At 72.0% G+C, this 15,306-nt stretch carries 12 protein-coding genes and 1 pseudogene; 11 read left to right on the top strand and 2 right to left on the bottom strand.

All coding sequences use genetic code 11. The annotated features are described in order from the left end of the window. From VNM44_RS17135 to glgX, 5 genes and pseudogenes are all read left to right on the top strand, one after another. A pseudogene (locus VNM44_RS17135) lies at positions 1 to 108 on the top strand (alpha-amylase); the annotation flags it as partial. A 214-nt stretch (positions 109 to 322) separates the two neighbouring features. After that, complete coding sequence (gene treS / locus VNM44_RS12745) at positions 323 to 1,990, top strand: maltose alpha-D-glucosyltransferase (RefSeq protein WP_325626261.1); 1,668 nt, start codon at positions 323 to 325, stop codon at positions 1,988 to 1,990. After that, the gene (locus VNM44_RS12750; RefSeq protein ID WP_325626262.1) at positions 1,983 to 3,245 is read left to right on the top strand and encodes a maltokinase N-terminal cap-like domain-containing protein; all 1,263 of its coding nucleotides are present in this window, start codon (positions 1,983 to 1,985) and stop codon (positions 3,243 to 3,245) included. Before treS ends, VNM44_RS12750 begins: the two co-directional genes overlap by 8 nt. Then, a complete protein-coding gene (gene glgB / locus VNM44_RS12755) occupies positions 3,242 to 5,116 on the top strand; it encodes a 1,4-alpha-glucan branching protein GlgB (protein ID WP_325626263.1) in 1,875 nt (624 codons plus the stop codon). The genes VNM44_RS12750 and glgB overlap by 4 nt, the downstream gene beginning before the upstream one ends. A 165-nt stretch (positions 5,117 to 5,281) precedes the next feature. Continuing rightward, the gene (glgX, locus tag VNM44_RS12760; RefSeq protein ID WP_325626264.1) at positions 5,282 to 7,396 is read left to right on the top strand and encodes a glycogen debranching protein GlgX; all 2,115 of its coding nucleotides are present in this window, start codon (positions 5,282 to 5,284) and stop codon (positions 7,394 to 7,396) included. A gap of 1 nt (position 7,397) precedes the next feature. On the opposite strand, the gene VNM44_RS12765 is transcribed toward glgX, so the two are convergent. After that, positions 7,398 to 10,070 carry a diguanylate cyclase gene (locus VNM44_RS12765; protein ID WP_325626265.1) on the bottom strand — a complete coding sequence of 891 codons (2,673 nt, stop codon included), beginning with the start codon at positions 10,068 to 10,070 and terminating at the stop codon, positions 7,398 to 7,400. Positions 10,071 to 10,167: 97 nt separating this feature from the next. Between VNM44_RS12765 and VNM44_RS12770 the strand changes: the two genes are divergently transcribed. The 3 genes from VNM44_RS12770 to VNM44_RS12780 are packed head-to-tail and all read left to right on the top strand — an operon-like array spanning position 10,168 to position 12,551. Further along, positions 10,168 to 10,623, top strand: a complete 456-nt coding sequence (locus VNM44_RS12770) for a universal stress protein (RefSeq protein WP_325626266.1) — start codon at positions 10,168 to 10,170, stop codon at positions 10,621 to 10,623. A 60-nt stretch (positions 10,624 to 10,683) separates the two neighbouring features. After that, entirely contained in the window at positions 10,684 to 11,745 is a 1,062-nt protein-coding gene (locus VNM44_RS12775; protein ID WP_325626267.1) for a L,D-transpeptidase family protein, read from the top strand. Beyond that, positions 11,742 to 12,551: a substrate-binding periplasmic protein gene (locus VNM44_RS12780; RefSeq protein ID WP_325626268.1), complete on the top strand. Its 810-nt coding sequence runs from the start codon at positions 11,742 to 11,744 to the stop codon at positions 12,549 to 12,551. Before VNM44_RS12775 ends, VNM44_RS12780 begins: the two co-directional genes overlap by 4 nt. Positions 12,552 to 12,556: 5 nt before the next feature. On the opposite strand, the gene VNM44_RS12785 is transcribed toward VNM44_RS12780, so the two are convergent. Continuing rightward, the gene (locus VNM44_RS12785; protein WP_325626269.1) at positions 12,557 to 12,754 is read right to left on the bottom strand and encodes a hypothetical protein; all 198 of its coding nucleotides are present in this window, start codon (positions 12,752 to 12,754) and stop codon (positions 12,557 to 12,559) included. 113 nt (positions 12,755 to 12,867) lie between these two features. Between VNM44_RS12785 and VNM44_RS12790 the strand changes: the two genes are divergently transcribed. The 3 genes from VNM44_RS12790 (at position 12,868) to VNM44_RS12800 (ending at position 15,173) form a co-directional block, all read left to right on the top strand. After that, a complete protein-coding gene (locus tag VNM44_RS12790; protein ID WP_325626270.1) occupies positions 12,868 to 13,464 on the top strand; it encodes a hypothetical protein in 597 nt (198 codons plus the stop codon). 101 nt (positions 13,465 to 13,565) lie between these two features. Further along, positions 13,566 to 14,459 (top strand): aldo/keto reductase, encoded by an 894-nt coding sequence (locus VNM44_RS12795; protein ID WP_325626271.1) that lies wholly within the window; start codon positions 13,566 to 13,568, stop codon positions 14,457 to 14,459. Between the two features lie 9 nt (positions 14,460 to 14,468). Beyond that, positions 14,469 to 15,173: a hypothetical protein gene (locus tag VNM44_RS12800; RefSeq protein ID WP_325626272.1), complete on the top strand. Its 705-nt coding sequence runs from the start codon at positions 14,469 to 14,471 to the stop codon at positions 15,171 to 15,173. The last annotated feature ends 133 nt before the right edge of the window (positions 15,174 to 15,306 follow it).

A 15,306-nucleotide genomic window follows, 5' to 3' on the forward strand; every position in this document is an offset into this window, starting at 1 on the left:
CGCGTCGACGTCGTCGACGGGCTGACGGGCGAGACATACGACTGGGGCGCGCGGAACTACGTCCGCCTCGGCCCGGGCAAGGCGCACGTGCTGGAGCTCGCTCGGTGAGCGGCAGGGACGCAGTTGCGGCGGCGAAGCAGACGCCTTCAGGGATATGCCTCCGCCGAAGGCGGGGGATGAAGCCGCTGGTTTCAGCTTTTGCATCCCGCGGCGAGGGGGTTGCGGCGGCGAAGCCGACGCCTTCAGGGAAATGCCCCCGCCGAAGGCGGGGGATCGAGCCGCAGGATTCGGCTCCTGCCGAATCCTGCTCGGCGGACAAACGATGAGCGGCGCCGAACATTGGTTCGAGACGCAGCCGGACTGGTTCAAGACGGCGGTGTTCTACGAGCTGCACACGCGGGCGTTCTTCGACTCGTCGGACGACGGCAACGGCGACTTCCGCGGCCTGCGGCAGAAGCTCGACTACCTGCAGTGGCTCGGCATCGACTGCATCTGGATCCTGCCGTTCTATCCCTCGCCGCTCCGGGACGGGGGCTACGACATCTCCGACTTCCTCTCGGTCGCGCCCGAGTTCGGGACGACGGACGAGTTCGCGGCGTTCGTCGAGTCGGCGCACGAGCGCGGGATGCGCGTCATCACCGATTTCGTCATGAACCACACCTCGAGCGAGCACCCGTGGTTCCAGGAGTCGCGGCTCGGGCCCGACAACCCGAAGTCCGACTGGTACGTCTGGTCGGACACCGTGCACCGCTACGAGGACGCACGGATCATCTTCGTCGACAGCGAGCAGTCGAACTGGACGTACGACCCCGAGCGCGGTGCGTACTTCTGGCATCGCTTCTACCACCACCAGCCCGACCTCAACTACGAGAACCCGGAGGTGGGCGAGGCGATGATCGACGCGCTCCGCTTCTGGCTCGACCTCGGGCTCGACGGGTTCAGGCTCGATGCGGTCCCGTACCTCTACGAGGAGGAGGGGACGAACTGCGAGAACCTCCCCGCGACGCACGCGTTCCTCAAGCGCGTGCGGGCCGCGATCGACGCCGAGTACCCGGACCGCGTGCTGCTCGCGGAGGCGAACCAGTGGCCCGAGGACGTGGTCGACTACTTCGGCGACGGCGACGAGTGCCACATGGCGTTCCACTTCCCCGTCATGCCGCGCATGTTCATGGCGCTGCGGCGTGAGGAGGCACGCCCGATCGTCGAGATCCTCGACCGGACGCCGCCGATTCCCGAGCACTGCCAGTGGGGCCTCTTCCTGCGCAACCACGACGAGTTGACGCTCGAGATGGTCACCGACGAGGAGCGGGACTACATGTACGCGGAGTACGCGATGGACCCGCGGATGAAGCTCAACCTCGGGATCCGCCGCCGTCTCGCGCCGCTCCTCGACGGCGGCCGCGACGAGATCGAGCTGATGCACGCGATCCTGTTCTCCCTCCCCGGGTCGCCCGTCCTCTACTACGGCGACGAGATCGGGATGGGCGACAACGTCTATCTCGGCGACCGCGACGGCGTGCGCACGCCGATGCAGTGGACGGGGGACCGAAACGGCGGCTTCTCGCGCGCCGACTTCGCCCAGCTGTACCTCCCGCCGCTCATGGACCCCGTCTTCGGATTCCAGTCCGTCAACGTCGAGGCCCAGCTGCGCTCGCCGACGTCGCTCCTGCGGTGGCTGCAGCGCTTCGTCGCGCTGCGGAAGGAGCACCCCGTGTTCGGGCTGGGGTCCTACGAGGCGCTCGGGACGTCGAACCCTCGGATCTTCGCGCACGTCCGCCGGGGCGACCGGGACACGGTGCTCTGCGTCCACAACCTCGCCCGGTCGGCGCAGGCGGTCGAGCTCGACCTCTCCCGTTTCCAGGGACGCACACCGATCGAGATGACGGGGAGGACCTCGTTCCCGCCGATCGGCGACCTGCCGTACCTCCTGACGTTCGGGCCGCGCGGCTTCTTCTGGTTCCTGCTGCCGGAGGAGGAGCCGGATGCGTGATCCGACCACCCTCTCGAGCGACGAGCTGATCGCACTGATCGCCGACGCGCGCTGGTTCGCCGCGAAGGGCCGCACGCTCGAGAACGCCGAGGTGGTCGGCGTCCCGGTCGAGGACGGCCTGTTCGCGCTCGCGATCGTCGAGGTGCGGTTCGCGGCCGGCACGCACGAGCACTACCTCGTCGCCCTCGGCGGCGAGGACGAGCCCGCGGAAGTCTTCGAGCGAGCCGAGGTCGCGACGCGGATCGCCGCGCTCGCGGGCGTTCCGGCGGAGGGTGCCCGCGTGCGACCTCTCGGCGTCGAGCAGTCGAACAGCTCGGTCGTGCTCGACGAGCTGCACGTCCTGAAGCTCTACCGCCGGCTGGAGGCGGGGCCGAACCCCGAGCTCGAGCTGCTCCGCGCGCTCGCGGCGCGCCGTTTCGGGAACGCGCCGCGGCTCGAAGGGGCGCTCGAGACCGAAGGCCCGCCGCTCGAGACCGCGCTCGCCGCCGTCACGGCGCTCGTTCCGTCGCTCGGCGGAGGCTGGGAGCTGACCCTCGACTCCTTCTCGGACGACCCGAGCTGGCTGCCCGACCGTGCGTGGCGGCTCGGGGAGGTGACCGCGGCACTCCACTCGGCGCTCGCCGCGAACGACAGCGACTCGGCGTTCGCGCCCGAGGAGCCGAGCGGCGAGTCGCTCGGGCTGCTCGCGGCGGCGATCGACGAGGAGATCGCCTCGACCTTCGCATCGCTACCGGAGGACGACGCGCTCGGCGCCGTCGCGCACCGCGCCGAGGACCTGCGCGACCTCGTGCAGGAGCTCGCGGCCGCCGGAGCCGCCGGTCTCGCGATCCGGACGCACGGCGACTACCACCTCGGCCAGGTCCTCTGGACCCCGGCCGGGGACTGGGTCGTGATCGACTTCGAGGGCGAGCCTGCGCGGTCGTTGCCCGAGCGGCGCCGCAAGCGCTCGCCGCTGCGCGATCTCGCCGGCATGACCCGCTCCTTCGCGTATGCCGCCGACGCGTCGGTGCTCCAGAACGCGGTCGAGCCGCCCGAGGGGTGGCTGGAGCGGTGCCGGGGAACCTTCATCGACGGCTATCTCTCGGCCGCCGACGAGCGGTTCCTCCCGCCGAGCCGGAGCGGCTTCGACCGGCTCCTGGCGCTCTTCGAGCTCGAGAAGCTCGTCTACGAGTTGCGCTACGAGGCGCGCAACCGGCCGGGCTGGGCCTCGATCCCCGTCGTCGGCCTGCTCCGCCTGCTGGAGACGACGCCGTGAAGCCGCTCGGCGAGCTCGACCTCTACCTCCTCGGCGAGGGGCGTCACGAGCGTCTCTGGGAACGGCTCGGGGCCCATCTGCTCGACGACGACGCAGGGGCGCGCTTCGCGGTCTGGGCGCCGAACGCACGCGGGGTGTCGGTCGTGGGCGACTGGAACGACTGGAGCGAGGGTACGGATCCGCTCGTGCCGCAGGCGTCCTCGGGGGTATGGGCCGGCGCCGCCGGAAGGGCCCGCGAGGGGCACGCGTACAAGCTCGCGGTGCGCGGCGCGGACGGGCACACGCGGCTCAAGGCCGATCCGTTCGCCGTCCGGGCGGAGCCGCCGCCGCAGACGGCCTCGGTGCTCTATCGCTCACGGCACGCCTGGGGTGACGACGAGTGGCTCGCGCGCCGCGCGGCCGTCGATCCGCTGACGGCTCCGCTGTCGGTGTACGAGGTTCACGCGGGATCGTGGCGCCAGGGGCTCGGCTGGCGCGACCTGGCCGACGAGCTGTCGGAGCACGTCGTCGAGCTCGGCTTCACGCACGTCGAGCTGATGCCGGTGATGCAGCACCCGTACGGACCGTCGTGGGGCTACCAGGTGACGGGCTACTTCGCGCCGCAGGCGACGCTCGGGGAGCCCGACGACCTACGCGCGTTCGTGGACACGATGCACGCGAACGGCATCGGCGTGCTCCTCGACTGGGTGCCCGCGCACTTCCCGCGCGATGACTGGGCGCTCGCGCGGTTCGACGGGACCGCGCTCTACGAGCACGCCGACCCGCGCCGCGGCTCCCATCCGGACTGGGGGACGCTCGTCTTCAACTACGGCCGGCACGAGGTGCGGAACTTCCTGCTCGCGAACGCGCTCTACTGGCTCGAGGAGTTTCACGCCGACGGGCTACGCGTCGACGCGGTCGCGTCGATGCTGTACCTCGACTACTCCCGTGAGCCCGGCGAGTGGCTCCCGAACCGCTTCGGCGGCCGCGAGGACCTCGAGGCGGTCTCCTTTCTCCAGGAGCTGAACGCCGTCGTCCACGCCGCGCATCCCGGCGTGGCGATGATCGCCGAGGAGTCGACGGCCTGGCCCGGAGTGTCGCGGCCGACGGAGGGCGGAGGTCTCGGCTTCACGTTCAAGTGGAACATGGGGTGGATGCACGACACGCTCGACTACGTCTCGAAGGAGCCCGTGCACCGCCGCTGGCACCACGACGAGCTGACCTTCTCGATGGTCTACGCCTGGGACGAGAACTTCGTGCTGCCGATCTCGCACGACGAGGTCGTCCACGGCAAGCAGTCGCTGCTGCGCAAGCTGCCGGGCGACGAGTGGCAGCAGTTCGCGACGCTCCGGGCGCTCTACGGCCACATGTGGGCGCATCCGGGCAAGCAGCTCCTCTTCATGGGCGGCGAGCTCGGACAGGGGACGGAGTGGTCGGAGGCCGGCTCGCTCGACTGGTATGTGCTCGACTACCCGCTCCACGAGGGCGTCCGACGCTGCGTCGCCGACTTGAACCGTGCGTACCGTGCCGAGCCGGCGTTGTGGGAGGTCGACTTCGCGCCCGCCGGGTTCCAGTGGCTCGTCGGCGACGCGCGCGAGGACAACGTGCTCGCCTACGCGCGCTTCTCCGGGGACGGCTCCCGCGTGCTCGTGTCACTCGTCAACTTCTCGCCCGTCGTGCGTCATCACTGGCGCGTGCCGCTGCCCCTCGGCGGCCACTGGCGCGAGGTGCTGAACACCGACGCGACCGAGTACGGCGGCTCCGGGGTCGGCAACCTCGGCGGCGTCGAGGCGCTCGTCGAGCCGCTGCACGGCCGTCCGTTCTCGGCCGGGCTGACGCTTCCGCCGCTGGCCACGGTGTGGCTTGCGCCTGCGGAACAGATGCCTGTCTAGTCCGGGCGGACGTTCGTCTCGAGAGCGCCGAGCCCCGTCCGCACCGCGTCGAGATCCGTCTCGCTCAGGCCTGCTGTGAGCCGCCGGTCGTCCGCGGCCTGCGCAGCGCGGAGACCGCGGGGTAGCTGCTCCGGCGCCCGCCGACCGCCCGGCTAGGGTGCCCCGGTGAGTCGCACGGTCTGGCCCGGTGCGCCGTTTCCGCTGGGTCCCAGCTGGGACGGCTCGGGAACGAACTTCTCGCTCTTCAGCGAGAACGCGCAGCGCGTCGAGCTCTGCCTGTTCGACGACCAGGATCGCGAGGAGCGCATCGACGTGCGCCAGCAGACCGCGCACAACTGGCACGTCTACCTTCCCGGGGTCGGCCCCGGGCAACGCTACGGCTACCGGGTCGACGGCCCGTGGGAGCCGGAGCAGGGCCACCGCTTCAACCCTGCGAAGCTCCTGATCGACCCCTACGCGAAGTCTATCGACGGCCCGATCGGCTTCGGGAAGGCGCGACTCCTGGCGTACGTCCCCGGCCAGGAGGATGTCCGCGACGACGAGGACTCCGCGCCCGCGATCCCCCGCTCGGTCGTGATCGACGACGCGTTCGACTGGGAGGGCGACGTCCGGCTCGACCGCCCCTGGCCCGAGACGGTCATCTACGAGCTCCACGTGAAGGGGTTCACGAAGCGGCTGCCCGGCGTGCGCGAGGACCTGCGCGGCACGTACGCCGGCCTCGCATCGGACGCGGCGATCGCCTACCTCTCGGACCTCGGGATCACCGCCGTCGAGCTCCTGCCCGTGCACCACATCGCGGACGAGGACTTCCTCGTCGCCCGCGGCCTCTCGAACTACTGGGGCTACTCGACGATCGGCTTTTTCGCTCCCCACTCCGGGTACGCGGCGACGGGGTCGCGCGGCGAGCAGGTGCGCGAGTTCAAGGGGATGGTGAAGGCGCTGCATCGCGCAGGGATCGAGGTGATCCTCGACGTCGTCTACAACCACACGGCCGAGGGGAGCCACCTCGGGCCGACGCTCTCCTTCAAGGGCGTCGACAACGCCGCCTACTACCGGCTCATGCCCGACGACCGGCGGCACTACATGGACTTCACGGGCACGGGCAACTCCCTCAACCCGGTCAATCCCTCGGTGCTGCGGCTGGTCATGGACTCGCTGCGGTACTTCGTGATGGAGTGCCACGTGGACGGCTTCCGGTTCGACCTCGCGTCGGCGCTCGCGCGCGAGCTCTACGACGTCGACCAGCTCTCGGCCTTCTTCGACATCATCCACCAGGACCCCGTGCTCTCCCAGGTGAAGCTGATCGCCGAGCCGTGGGACGTCGGCCCGGGCGGCTACCAGGTCGGGAACTTCCCGATCCTCTGGTCGGAGTGGAACGGCATGTACCGCGACACGATGCGCGACTTCTGGCGCGGCCACACCGCGGTCGCCGAGTTCGCCCGGCGCTTCACGGGCTCGAGCGACCTCTACCAGTCGGACGGGCGGCACCCCTCGGCGTCGATCAACTTCGTCACCTGCCACGACGGCTTCACGCTGCGGGACCTCGTCTCGTACGACCGCAAGCACAACGAGGCGAATCTCGAGGACAACCGCGACGGGTCGGACGACAACCGCTCGTGGAACTGCGGCGTCGAGGGCGAGACCGACGACCCGGACGTCAACGAGCTGCGCGACCGCCAGACGCGCAACATCCTTGCGACGCTCCTGCTCTCGCAGGGGACGCCGATGCTTCTCGCCGGAGACGAGCTGCGACGGACGCAGCGAGGGAACAACAACGCCTACTGCCAGGACAACGAGCTCTCGTGGCTCGACTGGGACGTGGACGAGCGCGGGCAGGCGCTGCTCGAGTTCACGAAGCGGCTGCTGCGCCTGCGGGGCGAGCACCCGGTCTTCCGGCGCTCGGCGTTCCTGACCGGGGAGGCACGGCAGGGCTCGGGCGCCCCCGACGTCTGGTGGTTCCGGCCGGACGGCCGGCGGATGACGCAGACCGACTGGTCGCGCGGGGACGCGTTCACGCTCGGCGCGTTCCTGAACGGCTCGGAGATCCCGACGCTGACCTTCGACGGCGAGCCGGTCGCCGACGACTCCTTCATCGTCCTCTTCAACGCGTGGCGCGATCCCGTCACGTTCGTGCTGCCGCCCACGCGCTTCGGCCGCCGCTGGGCGCACGAGCTCTGCACGGGCGAGCCCGAGCTGCCGCCGAACGGCTCGACCCTTCCCGCGCGGGCGCAGGTGCCGCTTCGCGGCCGCGCGCTCAGGGTGCTGCGGCGGGTCGGCTGACTCAGCTCTCGGTGCGCGGTGGCTGCTTCAGGACCCGCAGGCAGACCTGGACGACCTCGGGGTCGAACTGCGTCCCGCCCGCGCTGACGAGGCGACGGAAGGCCTCGTCGACCGGCAGCGCCTCGCGATAGGGCCGGTCGGTGGTCATCGCGTGGAAGGCGTCGCAGGCGAAGATGATGCGCGCCTCGAGCGGGATCTCCTCGCCCTTCAGGCCGTCCGGGTAGCCGAGGCCGTCGAAGCGCTCGTGGCACGCACGGACGATCGGTCGCACGGCCTCGAGCTGGTCGATCGGGGCGAGGATCCGCTCGCCCAGCTCCGGATGGCGCTCGATCATCGCCCGCTCCTCCATGGTCAGCGGCCCGGGCTTCATGAGGATCGAGGCGGGGATCCCGATCTTGCCGATGTCGTGGAAGAGCGCGCCCAGCTCGATGCGCTTGAGTCGGACGGCGTCGAGGCCGAGGGCGCGGCCCACGTCGATCGCCGTGTCGCAGATCCAGCGCGCGTGCGACGACGTGTACGAGTCCTTCGCCTCGAGCGCGTTCGCCAGCGCCTCGACCGTCGAGAGGAACGTGCGCTCGAGGGTGGCGAAGCTGCCGGCGTTCGTGATCGCGAGGCGGGCCTGGCTCGCGATCCCGGCGAGCAGCTCGAGCTCCCGCGAGCGCACGGCCGACTCCGCCACCACGGCCAGCATCGCGAGGCCCTGGTCGAGCGGCACGAAGACGATCGCGTGCGTCGCGGCCGCCGCCTCGAGGGACACGGCGCGAGCGATCAGCGCCGATTCCTCCGGGGTCGTCACGAACGGTGCGCTGCGCGGAGAGAACCGCGCCACGAGGTCGGGGGGGAGCACGCGGCCCTGCACGGCCGCGTAGCCGGTGTCGCCCACCGCCGAGGTGCAGATCAGGCCGCCGTCGTGGGTCGGCAGCCAGATGGAGCAGCGGGCCGAGCCCATGATCCGTGAGGCGCCGCGGACGACCTGCGTGAGCACGCCGTCGAGGTTCGTCACGGCCGAGAGCTCGTGCGTGAGCTCGAGGAGCGCCTTCGCGCTCTCCGCCTCGCGGCGCTGCGACTCGTACAGCCGCGCGTTGACGAGCGCCACCGAGACATGACCCGCCAGCACCTCGAGCAGCCGCAGGTCGTCGGAGTCGAACTGGTCGAGCCCGAGCTTCGAGACGACGATCACGCCGACGACGGTCGCCCCGTAGCGGAGCGGGACGGCGAGCAGCGACTCCTCGATCTGCGGCGTCCCGCGGATCTGGACGCCGATCCCGCAGTTCGCCGCGTCCCCGGTGAGGAACGGCTCCGCCGTCAGCGCGACGTGCCCCGTGACGCCCTCGCCGACACGCGTCTGCAGCACGTCCATCGCCGAACCCGAGGCGGCAAGGTCGCCCCGGAAGGCGATCGGCCGCAGGTCCTCGCCGTCGCGGACGAAGACGCGGCAGTTGTGGTAGTCGATCAGCAGCCGGAGCTCGTCGGCGATCGTCGCGCCGATCTCGGCGACGTCGTTCAACCGGCTGAGCTTCGTCGAGACGCCGTGGAGCATCTTCAGGTGCGCGATCGAGCGGAACTCGGCGCGACGCGAGTCGATCGTCTCCGCGGGCCGCTCACGGCCGCCCTCCTGGAAGACGACGATCTCGCCCTTGCGGCGTGCCTTCGCTGTCATCATCGCGACCTCGGCGCAGGCGACGAGCTCGCGCGGGTTGGCCGCGTGCTCCGGCCCGGAGGCGATCCCGATCGAGAGGCTCACGGGGCCGACCGGCCCGAAGTCCGCCATGGCGACCTGCTCCTGGACGCGCTCGGCGAGCCGGAAGGCGTCCGCGAGGCCGCTCGTCGGCGCGATGATCGCGAACTCCTCGCCCCCGATCCGGCAGACGCAGTCGCTCGAGCGCACGGCGCCGAGCAGGATCCCGGCGACCTCGGAGAGCACGTGGTCGCCCGTCGCGTGGCTGTAGACGTCGTTCACGCGCTTGAAGTCGTCGAGGTCGAGCATCACGAGCGCGACGGAGGACTGGTCGGTCGAGGCCGCCACGAGCTCCTGCCGGAGCCGCTCGTGGAAGGCGCGGTGGTTCCAGAGTCCGGTCAGCGGGTCGGTCTGCGCCTGGCGCTCGAGCGAGGCCCTGATGTGGGCGTTGTCGATCGCGAGCGCGGCGGCATCGCCGAACCGGACCGCCAGCAGGAACTCGTCCTCCGTGAACTCCTGGAACCCGGAGCGGTAGATGTTGACCGTCCCCTTGAGCCGCCCGCGCGCCACGAGCGGCACGACGATCAGCGACTCGGGGTCGGGCGGGGTGTCCGTCACGAAGCGGACGCGCGGATCGAGCTCGGCGCGGTTCGCGAGCACGGGCTCGCGGTGCTCGACGGCCCAGCCGGTGATCCCCACGCCGTACGAGAACGGCTCGTCGGCGAGCACCTTCTCGGCGTCCCTGCCGGAGGCGAACACGGCCTGGAGCTCGCGTTTACCCTCGTCCGCCTCGTAGAACGTGATGTCGTCGTACGGGATCAGCTCGCCGACCGTGCCCGCGATGCGCTGCAGCAGGTCGTCGAGCGACTGCTCCGAAAGGAGTTCGTGAAAGACGTCCGCGAGCTTGCGGTACGACTCGACCAGCGGGTCGAGCGCAGCCTCGGCGTCGGGGCGTGCCTCCGGACTCGCCGCAGTGATGTTCGTCGGAAGATTCACTGTTCTCGGACAGAATCGGCGCGCGGAACCCCCACCTTGAGCCTCCGAGGCGGTGTTCACGGCCCGCGGGACGGCCGGATTCGCAATGATCAGGGCCATGGCGGGCAGGATCGTGGTCGGGATCGACGGGAGCGAGCACTCCTCGGCCGCGCTCCGCTGGGCGGTGGAGGAGGCGAAGCTGCGCGGAGCGACGGTCGAGGCCGTCCACGCCTGGGCCTACGTGCCCGTGACGACGCCGGCGGACTCGGGGCTCGTACCGGTCGCGTGGACGGACAGCATCGACGCGCTCCAGGCGTCACAGGAGGCCGCCGAGCGGATCGCGTCCGACCAGGTGCGCGACGTCCTCGGCGACGATCACGACGTGACGGTCTCGCTGGTCCAGGACGACGCCGCGGACGCGCTGACCCACGCCGCTGCGGGCGCCGACCTCCTCGTCGTCGGGAACCGCGGGCGCGGAGCGCTGAAGGAGGCGCTCCTCGGCTCGACCTCGGGACGCGTGGCCGACCACGCCCCGTGTCCCGTCGTCGTCGTCCGGGCGCCGAAGAGCGACTGAGCCGCACGCGCTCTCAAGTGACGCCGCCGTCGCGCCGAAGTGCGTAGCGTGCGACACGGAGTGGGGGCAGGACTCGACGGCCGCATGCTGAACTCACGGCGGGTGGCGCGCGCGTCGGTCCTCGTCATCGTGCTCGCGGCGCTCGCGGTCTGCGCTCCTGCGGGGGCGAGCAGCGGCTCGCTCTCGAGCGACGTGTGGTTCCTCCAGGACGGTCGGCCGACCGCGGCGGCGCGCTCGGCTCCGGGAATCCCGGGGATCGTGCGCGCGCTGCTCGCCGGGCCGAACCGGAAGGAGCGGGCGCAGGGCCTTCGCACCGCGATTCCGACGGGCACGGCGATCCGCGATCTCCGGATCTCGCGGCAGGTCGTCACTGTCGATCTCGCGGCGCGGTTCACGTCCGGCCGGGACGCGACGTCGCTCCAGGCCCGCGTCGGCCAGCTCGTGCGGACGCTGCGCGACGTTCCGGGCGTGCGCGGCGTCCGGGTGCGGATCGAGGGCGGTGTCCCGATCGGGCTCTTCCCCGGCTACGACCTGCGGCGCATCGTCCGAGAGGCGGTTCCCGAGGAGACGGCATCCGGGCTGCGCGACGTCCAGGAGCTGCTCGCGGCGCTCGGCTTCATGGCACCGACGGGCGTCACGGGGCAGCCGGGCGACGAGACGTCGGTCGCGGTGCTCGCCTTCCAGAAGTGGGCGGGGCTCGCGCGCACCGGCGTCCTCGACGCGCAGGTGACGTCGGCACTCGACCGGGCGACACGTCCCGTGCCGATGCTCGACCGGCCCGGAAAACGCGTGGAAATCCTGCTCGGGCGTCAGGTCGCGCTCGAGATCGTCGACAACCGGGTCGAGCGCGTCTTCCACATCTCCTCGGGCGCGGCAGGACGGACGCCCAGCGGAGCGTTCCACGTCTACCGCAAGGAGCGCATGTCCTGGTCGGTGCCGTTCTCGACCTGGATGCCGTGGGCGAGCTACTTCACGGGCGGCATCGCGCTGCACGCATATCCGTCGGTGCCCGCGTACCCGGCCTCCCACGGCTGCGTCCGGATGATGGCCCGCGACGCACCGCTGATGTATGCGTTCGCGACGTACGGGACGCCCGTCGACGTCGTGCGGGAGTACGCGTGAGCCGTCTCGCCGCATCCCTCGTCGTCCTCGCAGCGCTCGCGCTTCCGGCCGCCGGCCTCGCCGACGACACCACACCCCCGGTTGCCCCCGGAGCGCCGCCGACGTCGCTCGTCGTCGGCCTGGGCCTCGACGACCCCGCGCTCCAGGCGGGCGTCCTGCGCGGGCGCGAGGTGATTCTCGCGCGCGGCTTCGAGGTCGAGCTCGCGAGAATCCTCGCCCGCCGGCTCGGCGGCCGGGTCGAGCGCTTCGTCCACGTCTCCTCGCCGGGACGGCTGCTCGCCTCGGGCGCAGCGGACTGGCAGCTCGCGTTCGCCGGGATCCCGGGATCGAGCCGCACGGTCGGCGCCGACCTGAGCACCCCGTATCTGACCACCGACGTCGTGGTCGTCGTGCGCCGAGGGCTCGATCGCCCGCGCGGCCTCGCGGACCTGCGCAGTGCCGTCCTCTGCGCCGTGCGCGGCGACGGAGCCGAGGCGGCCGCGGCCCTGCACGCGAAGCGCGCTCCGTCGCTCCTTCCGAGCGCCGACCGCCTCCTGACCGCAGTCCGCACGGGCGCCTGCGACGCGGCGCTCGTCCCCGCCGACGAGGCGGGTCGCTTCGTCGCCGGCCACAAGCGCGTCCTCGGGCCGGTGGTCGGCCGGATCCGGCACGGGAAGGGGCTCGTCGTCGCGGTCGCCCGCGGGGGAGGCCTCGCCGCCGCGGACGTCGATCGCCAGCTGGCGCGGCTTCGGCACGACGGCACGCTCGGGCGACTTGCGCGCACGTGGCTCGGGCTCGACCCCGCCGCCCTGCCCGTGCTGCGCTGACCGGCTCAGTCCGGCTCGCGACGAGGCGGCGCGTCCCCCGGCCGGTCCCTTCCCAGCCAGAGGATCACGCCGAGCGTGGCGAGGGGCAGCACGACCGCCGCCGCGATCCACCCGACGGGCCCGACGAGCGCCAGGCCGACGATCACGAGGGGCACGCCGACGAGCAGTGCCGTCACGGCCGCGAGTGCCCGCGCGAAGGCCACGACGCCAGCGTACGCCCCTCTCGAAGGGGCTCTGCGCCGTCGCCCGATGTCCGCGGGGCGCCGAACGAAGGCCCACCGTAGACTCGTTGCGGGATGTCGATCATCCTCCGCGCATGAGCCACGGCCGGACCCCCGCGCGGCTCGTCGCCGGCGGCGCCCTCGCGGTCCTGCTCCTCGGCCTCGGCTACGCCGTGAAGCAGGGCCTCGACGACGGAGGCGCCTCGTCGGCGGCGGCTCCGGCCCCACCGGTGACGACCACCCCGCCGAAGAAGACCCCGCGGCCGGCTCCTCCTCGCCCCGCGCCGTTCGTGAAGCTCACCGCGGCCGGGGCGTTCGACCCCGAGGGGGACGGGCACGAGCGCGACGAGGAGGCGCCGCTAGCCGTCGACGGGCGTCCGGACACCTTCTGGCGAACGGAGCGGTACGCGCGCTTCTTCAAGACCGGCGTCGGGCTCGTGCTCGACGCCGGGCGGCGCGTTCGCGTCGAGCAGGTCGTCGTCGACTCGCCGACCCCCGGGATCAAGGCCGCGATCCGGCTCGGCAATTCGCCGCAGGGGCCGTTCAGCACCGTCGCGAAGGCGAGGACGCTCAACGCCCAGACACGGTTCGCCGTGGCGAAGCGCCCCGGCCGCTACGTCGTCGTGTGGGTGACGTCCCTGCCGCCCGAGAGCGCCGGGGAGATCGGCGAGGTCCGCGTCCGCGCCCGCTGAGTGCGCAGAATCCCGGAGCCGCGCGTCCGGGCGCGGTTCGGGTCGCGCAGTCGTGCAGCGTGTTGTGCGGCGCCACACCGCGGGTTGCGTAGCCTAGGGTCGTGGAGGCGATCCGGCTCGGAAGCTCCGACCTCGAGGTCTCGCGCGTCGGGCTCGGGTGCAACAACTTCGGCCGTCGGCTCGACCGGGAGGCCACGCGCGCCGTGATCGACGCGGCACTCGAGGTGGGCGTCACGTTTCTCGACACCGCGGACACCTACGGCTCGGGTGAGAGCGAGCGTTTCATCGGCGAGGTGCTCGCCGACCGGCGCGACGACGTCGTGCTCGCGACGAAGTTCGGGCAGGACGCCTCGGTGCCCGGCCCCGGCGGCTCCCGCGTGCACGTCCGCGCTGCGATCGCTGCCTCTCTCGGGCGCCTCGGCTTCGACGTGATCGACCTGTACTACTACCACCGCCCTGACGGCGTCACGCCGCTCGAGGAGACGCTCGGGGCGATGCAGGAGCTCGTGGACGAGGGACGCGTGCGCACGCTCGGCCTCTCGAACGTCGACGCCGAGCAGATACGGCGGGCGGCCGCGAGCGGCGTCACTGTAGTCGCGGTGCAGAACCACTACAGCCTCCTCCGTCGCGACGACGACGCGGAGGTGCTGCCGCTCTGCCGGGAGCTCGGGATCGGCTACATCCCGTACTTCCCGCTCGCGAGCGGCCGCCTCACCGGCAAGTACCGCCGCGGCGAGCCGCACCCCGCCGGCACCCGCCTCGCCGCTGACGACATCGCCGACGACGACCTCCGGCGCGTCGAGGCGCTCGAGCGCGAGGCCGGGCGCCACGGCCACTCGATCCTCGACGCGGCGATCGGCGGGCTCGCCTCGACTCCGGGAATCGCCTCGGTGATCGCCGGTGCCACGAGCGCCGAGCAGGTTCGAGCAAACGCCGCCGCTGGCGAATGGCACGCGTCCGCCGAAGAGCTCGCCGGCCTCTCCCGCGCCGCCTGAGGCTCACCGGTGAGAGCGCTGCTCGTGCGCGTCGGCGCCGACTGCACCGAGGCGGGGGGCCGCTGGAACGGGCCGGTCGATTCGGTCACCGGAGCGTTCGCGTACGTCCCGATCCCCGAGCCGGAGCCGGTCAGGCCGGGTCTCGAGACGCCGTATGCGCGCTTGGCGCCTGCGGTCGGCCGTCTGGGCGTGGAGCTCCCGGCCGCGTTGCTGGACCGGCCCGCGCACGCCGACCCCGACTTCGAGCACCTGACGTACGGCGACCGGCGCGAGCGCGGCCGCCAGATCCGCGAGAAGCTCGGCGCCGGCGACCTGCTCGTCTTCTACGCCGGGCTGCGCGATGTCCACCACCGCGGTCTCGTCTACGGGCTGATCGGGCTCCTCACCGTCGACGGGATCGTTCGCGCGCGTGACCTGCCTGCCGAGCGGTGGGCCGAGAACGCGCACACGCGGAGGGCCGAGATCGGGGAGACCGACGTCGTCGTCCACGGCACGGCGTCCGCCTCGGGGCGCTTCGACCGCTGCCTTCCCTTCGCCGGCTACCGCTCGGGCGCCTATCGCGTCCACACGGAGCTGCTCGACCGCTGGGGCGGGCTCGGCGTCAGGGACGGCTACGTCCAGCGGAGCGCCCGGCTGCCCGAGCTGACCGACCCGCCGCGGTTTCTCGCGTGGCTCGACGCGCAACGCGTCGCGCTCCTGGCGCGCGGCCTCTAGGCGTGCTGCTCGCCGGGAACCACGCCCTGCGCGAGGCGGTCGCGCAGGGACGTCGCGAGCGACTGGGACGAGGGCTGCTCGCCGGCCGCCTGGATCGCCGCCGCCCGCTCGTTCCAGATGTCGGCCTCGAGCC

This window comes from Gaiella sp. (genome assembly GCF_035558935.1).
Lineage (GTDB): Bacteria > Actinomycetota > Thermoleophilia > Gaiellales > Gaiellaceae > Gaiella.

Coding starts and splice junctions, on each gene's coding strand:
- VNM44_RS12750 (WP_325626262.1), top strand. CDS start 1,983: ATGCGTGATCCGACCACCCTCTCGAGCGACGAGCTGATCGCACTGATC.
- VNM44_RS12770 (WP_325626266.1), top strand. CDS start 10,168: ATGGCGGGCAGGATCGTGGTCGGGATCGACGGGAGCGAGCACTCCTCG.
- treS (WP_325626261.1), top strand. CDS start 323: ATGAGCGGCGCCGAACATTGGTTCGAGACGCAGCCGGACTGGTTCAAG.
- VNM44_RS12790 (WP_325626270.1), top strand. CDS start 12,868: ATGAGCCACGGCCGGACCCCCGCGCGGCTCGTCGCCGGCGGCGCCCTC.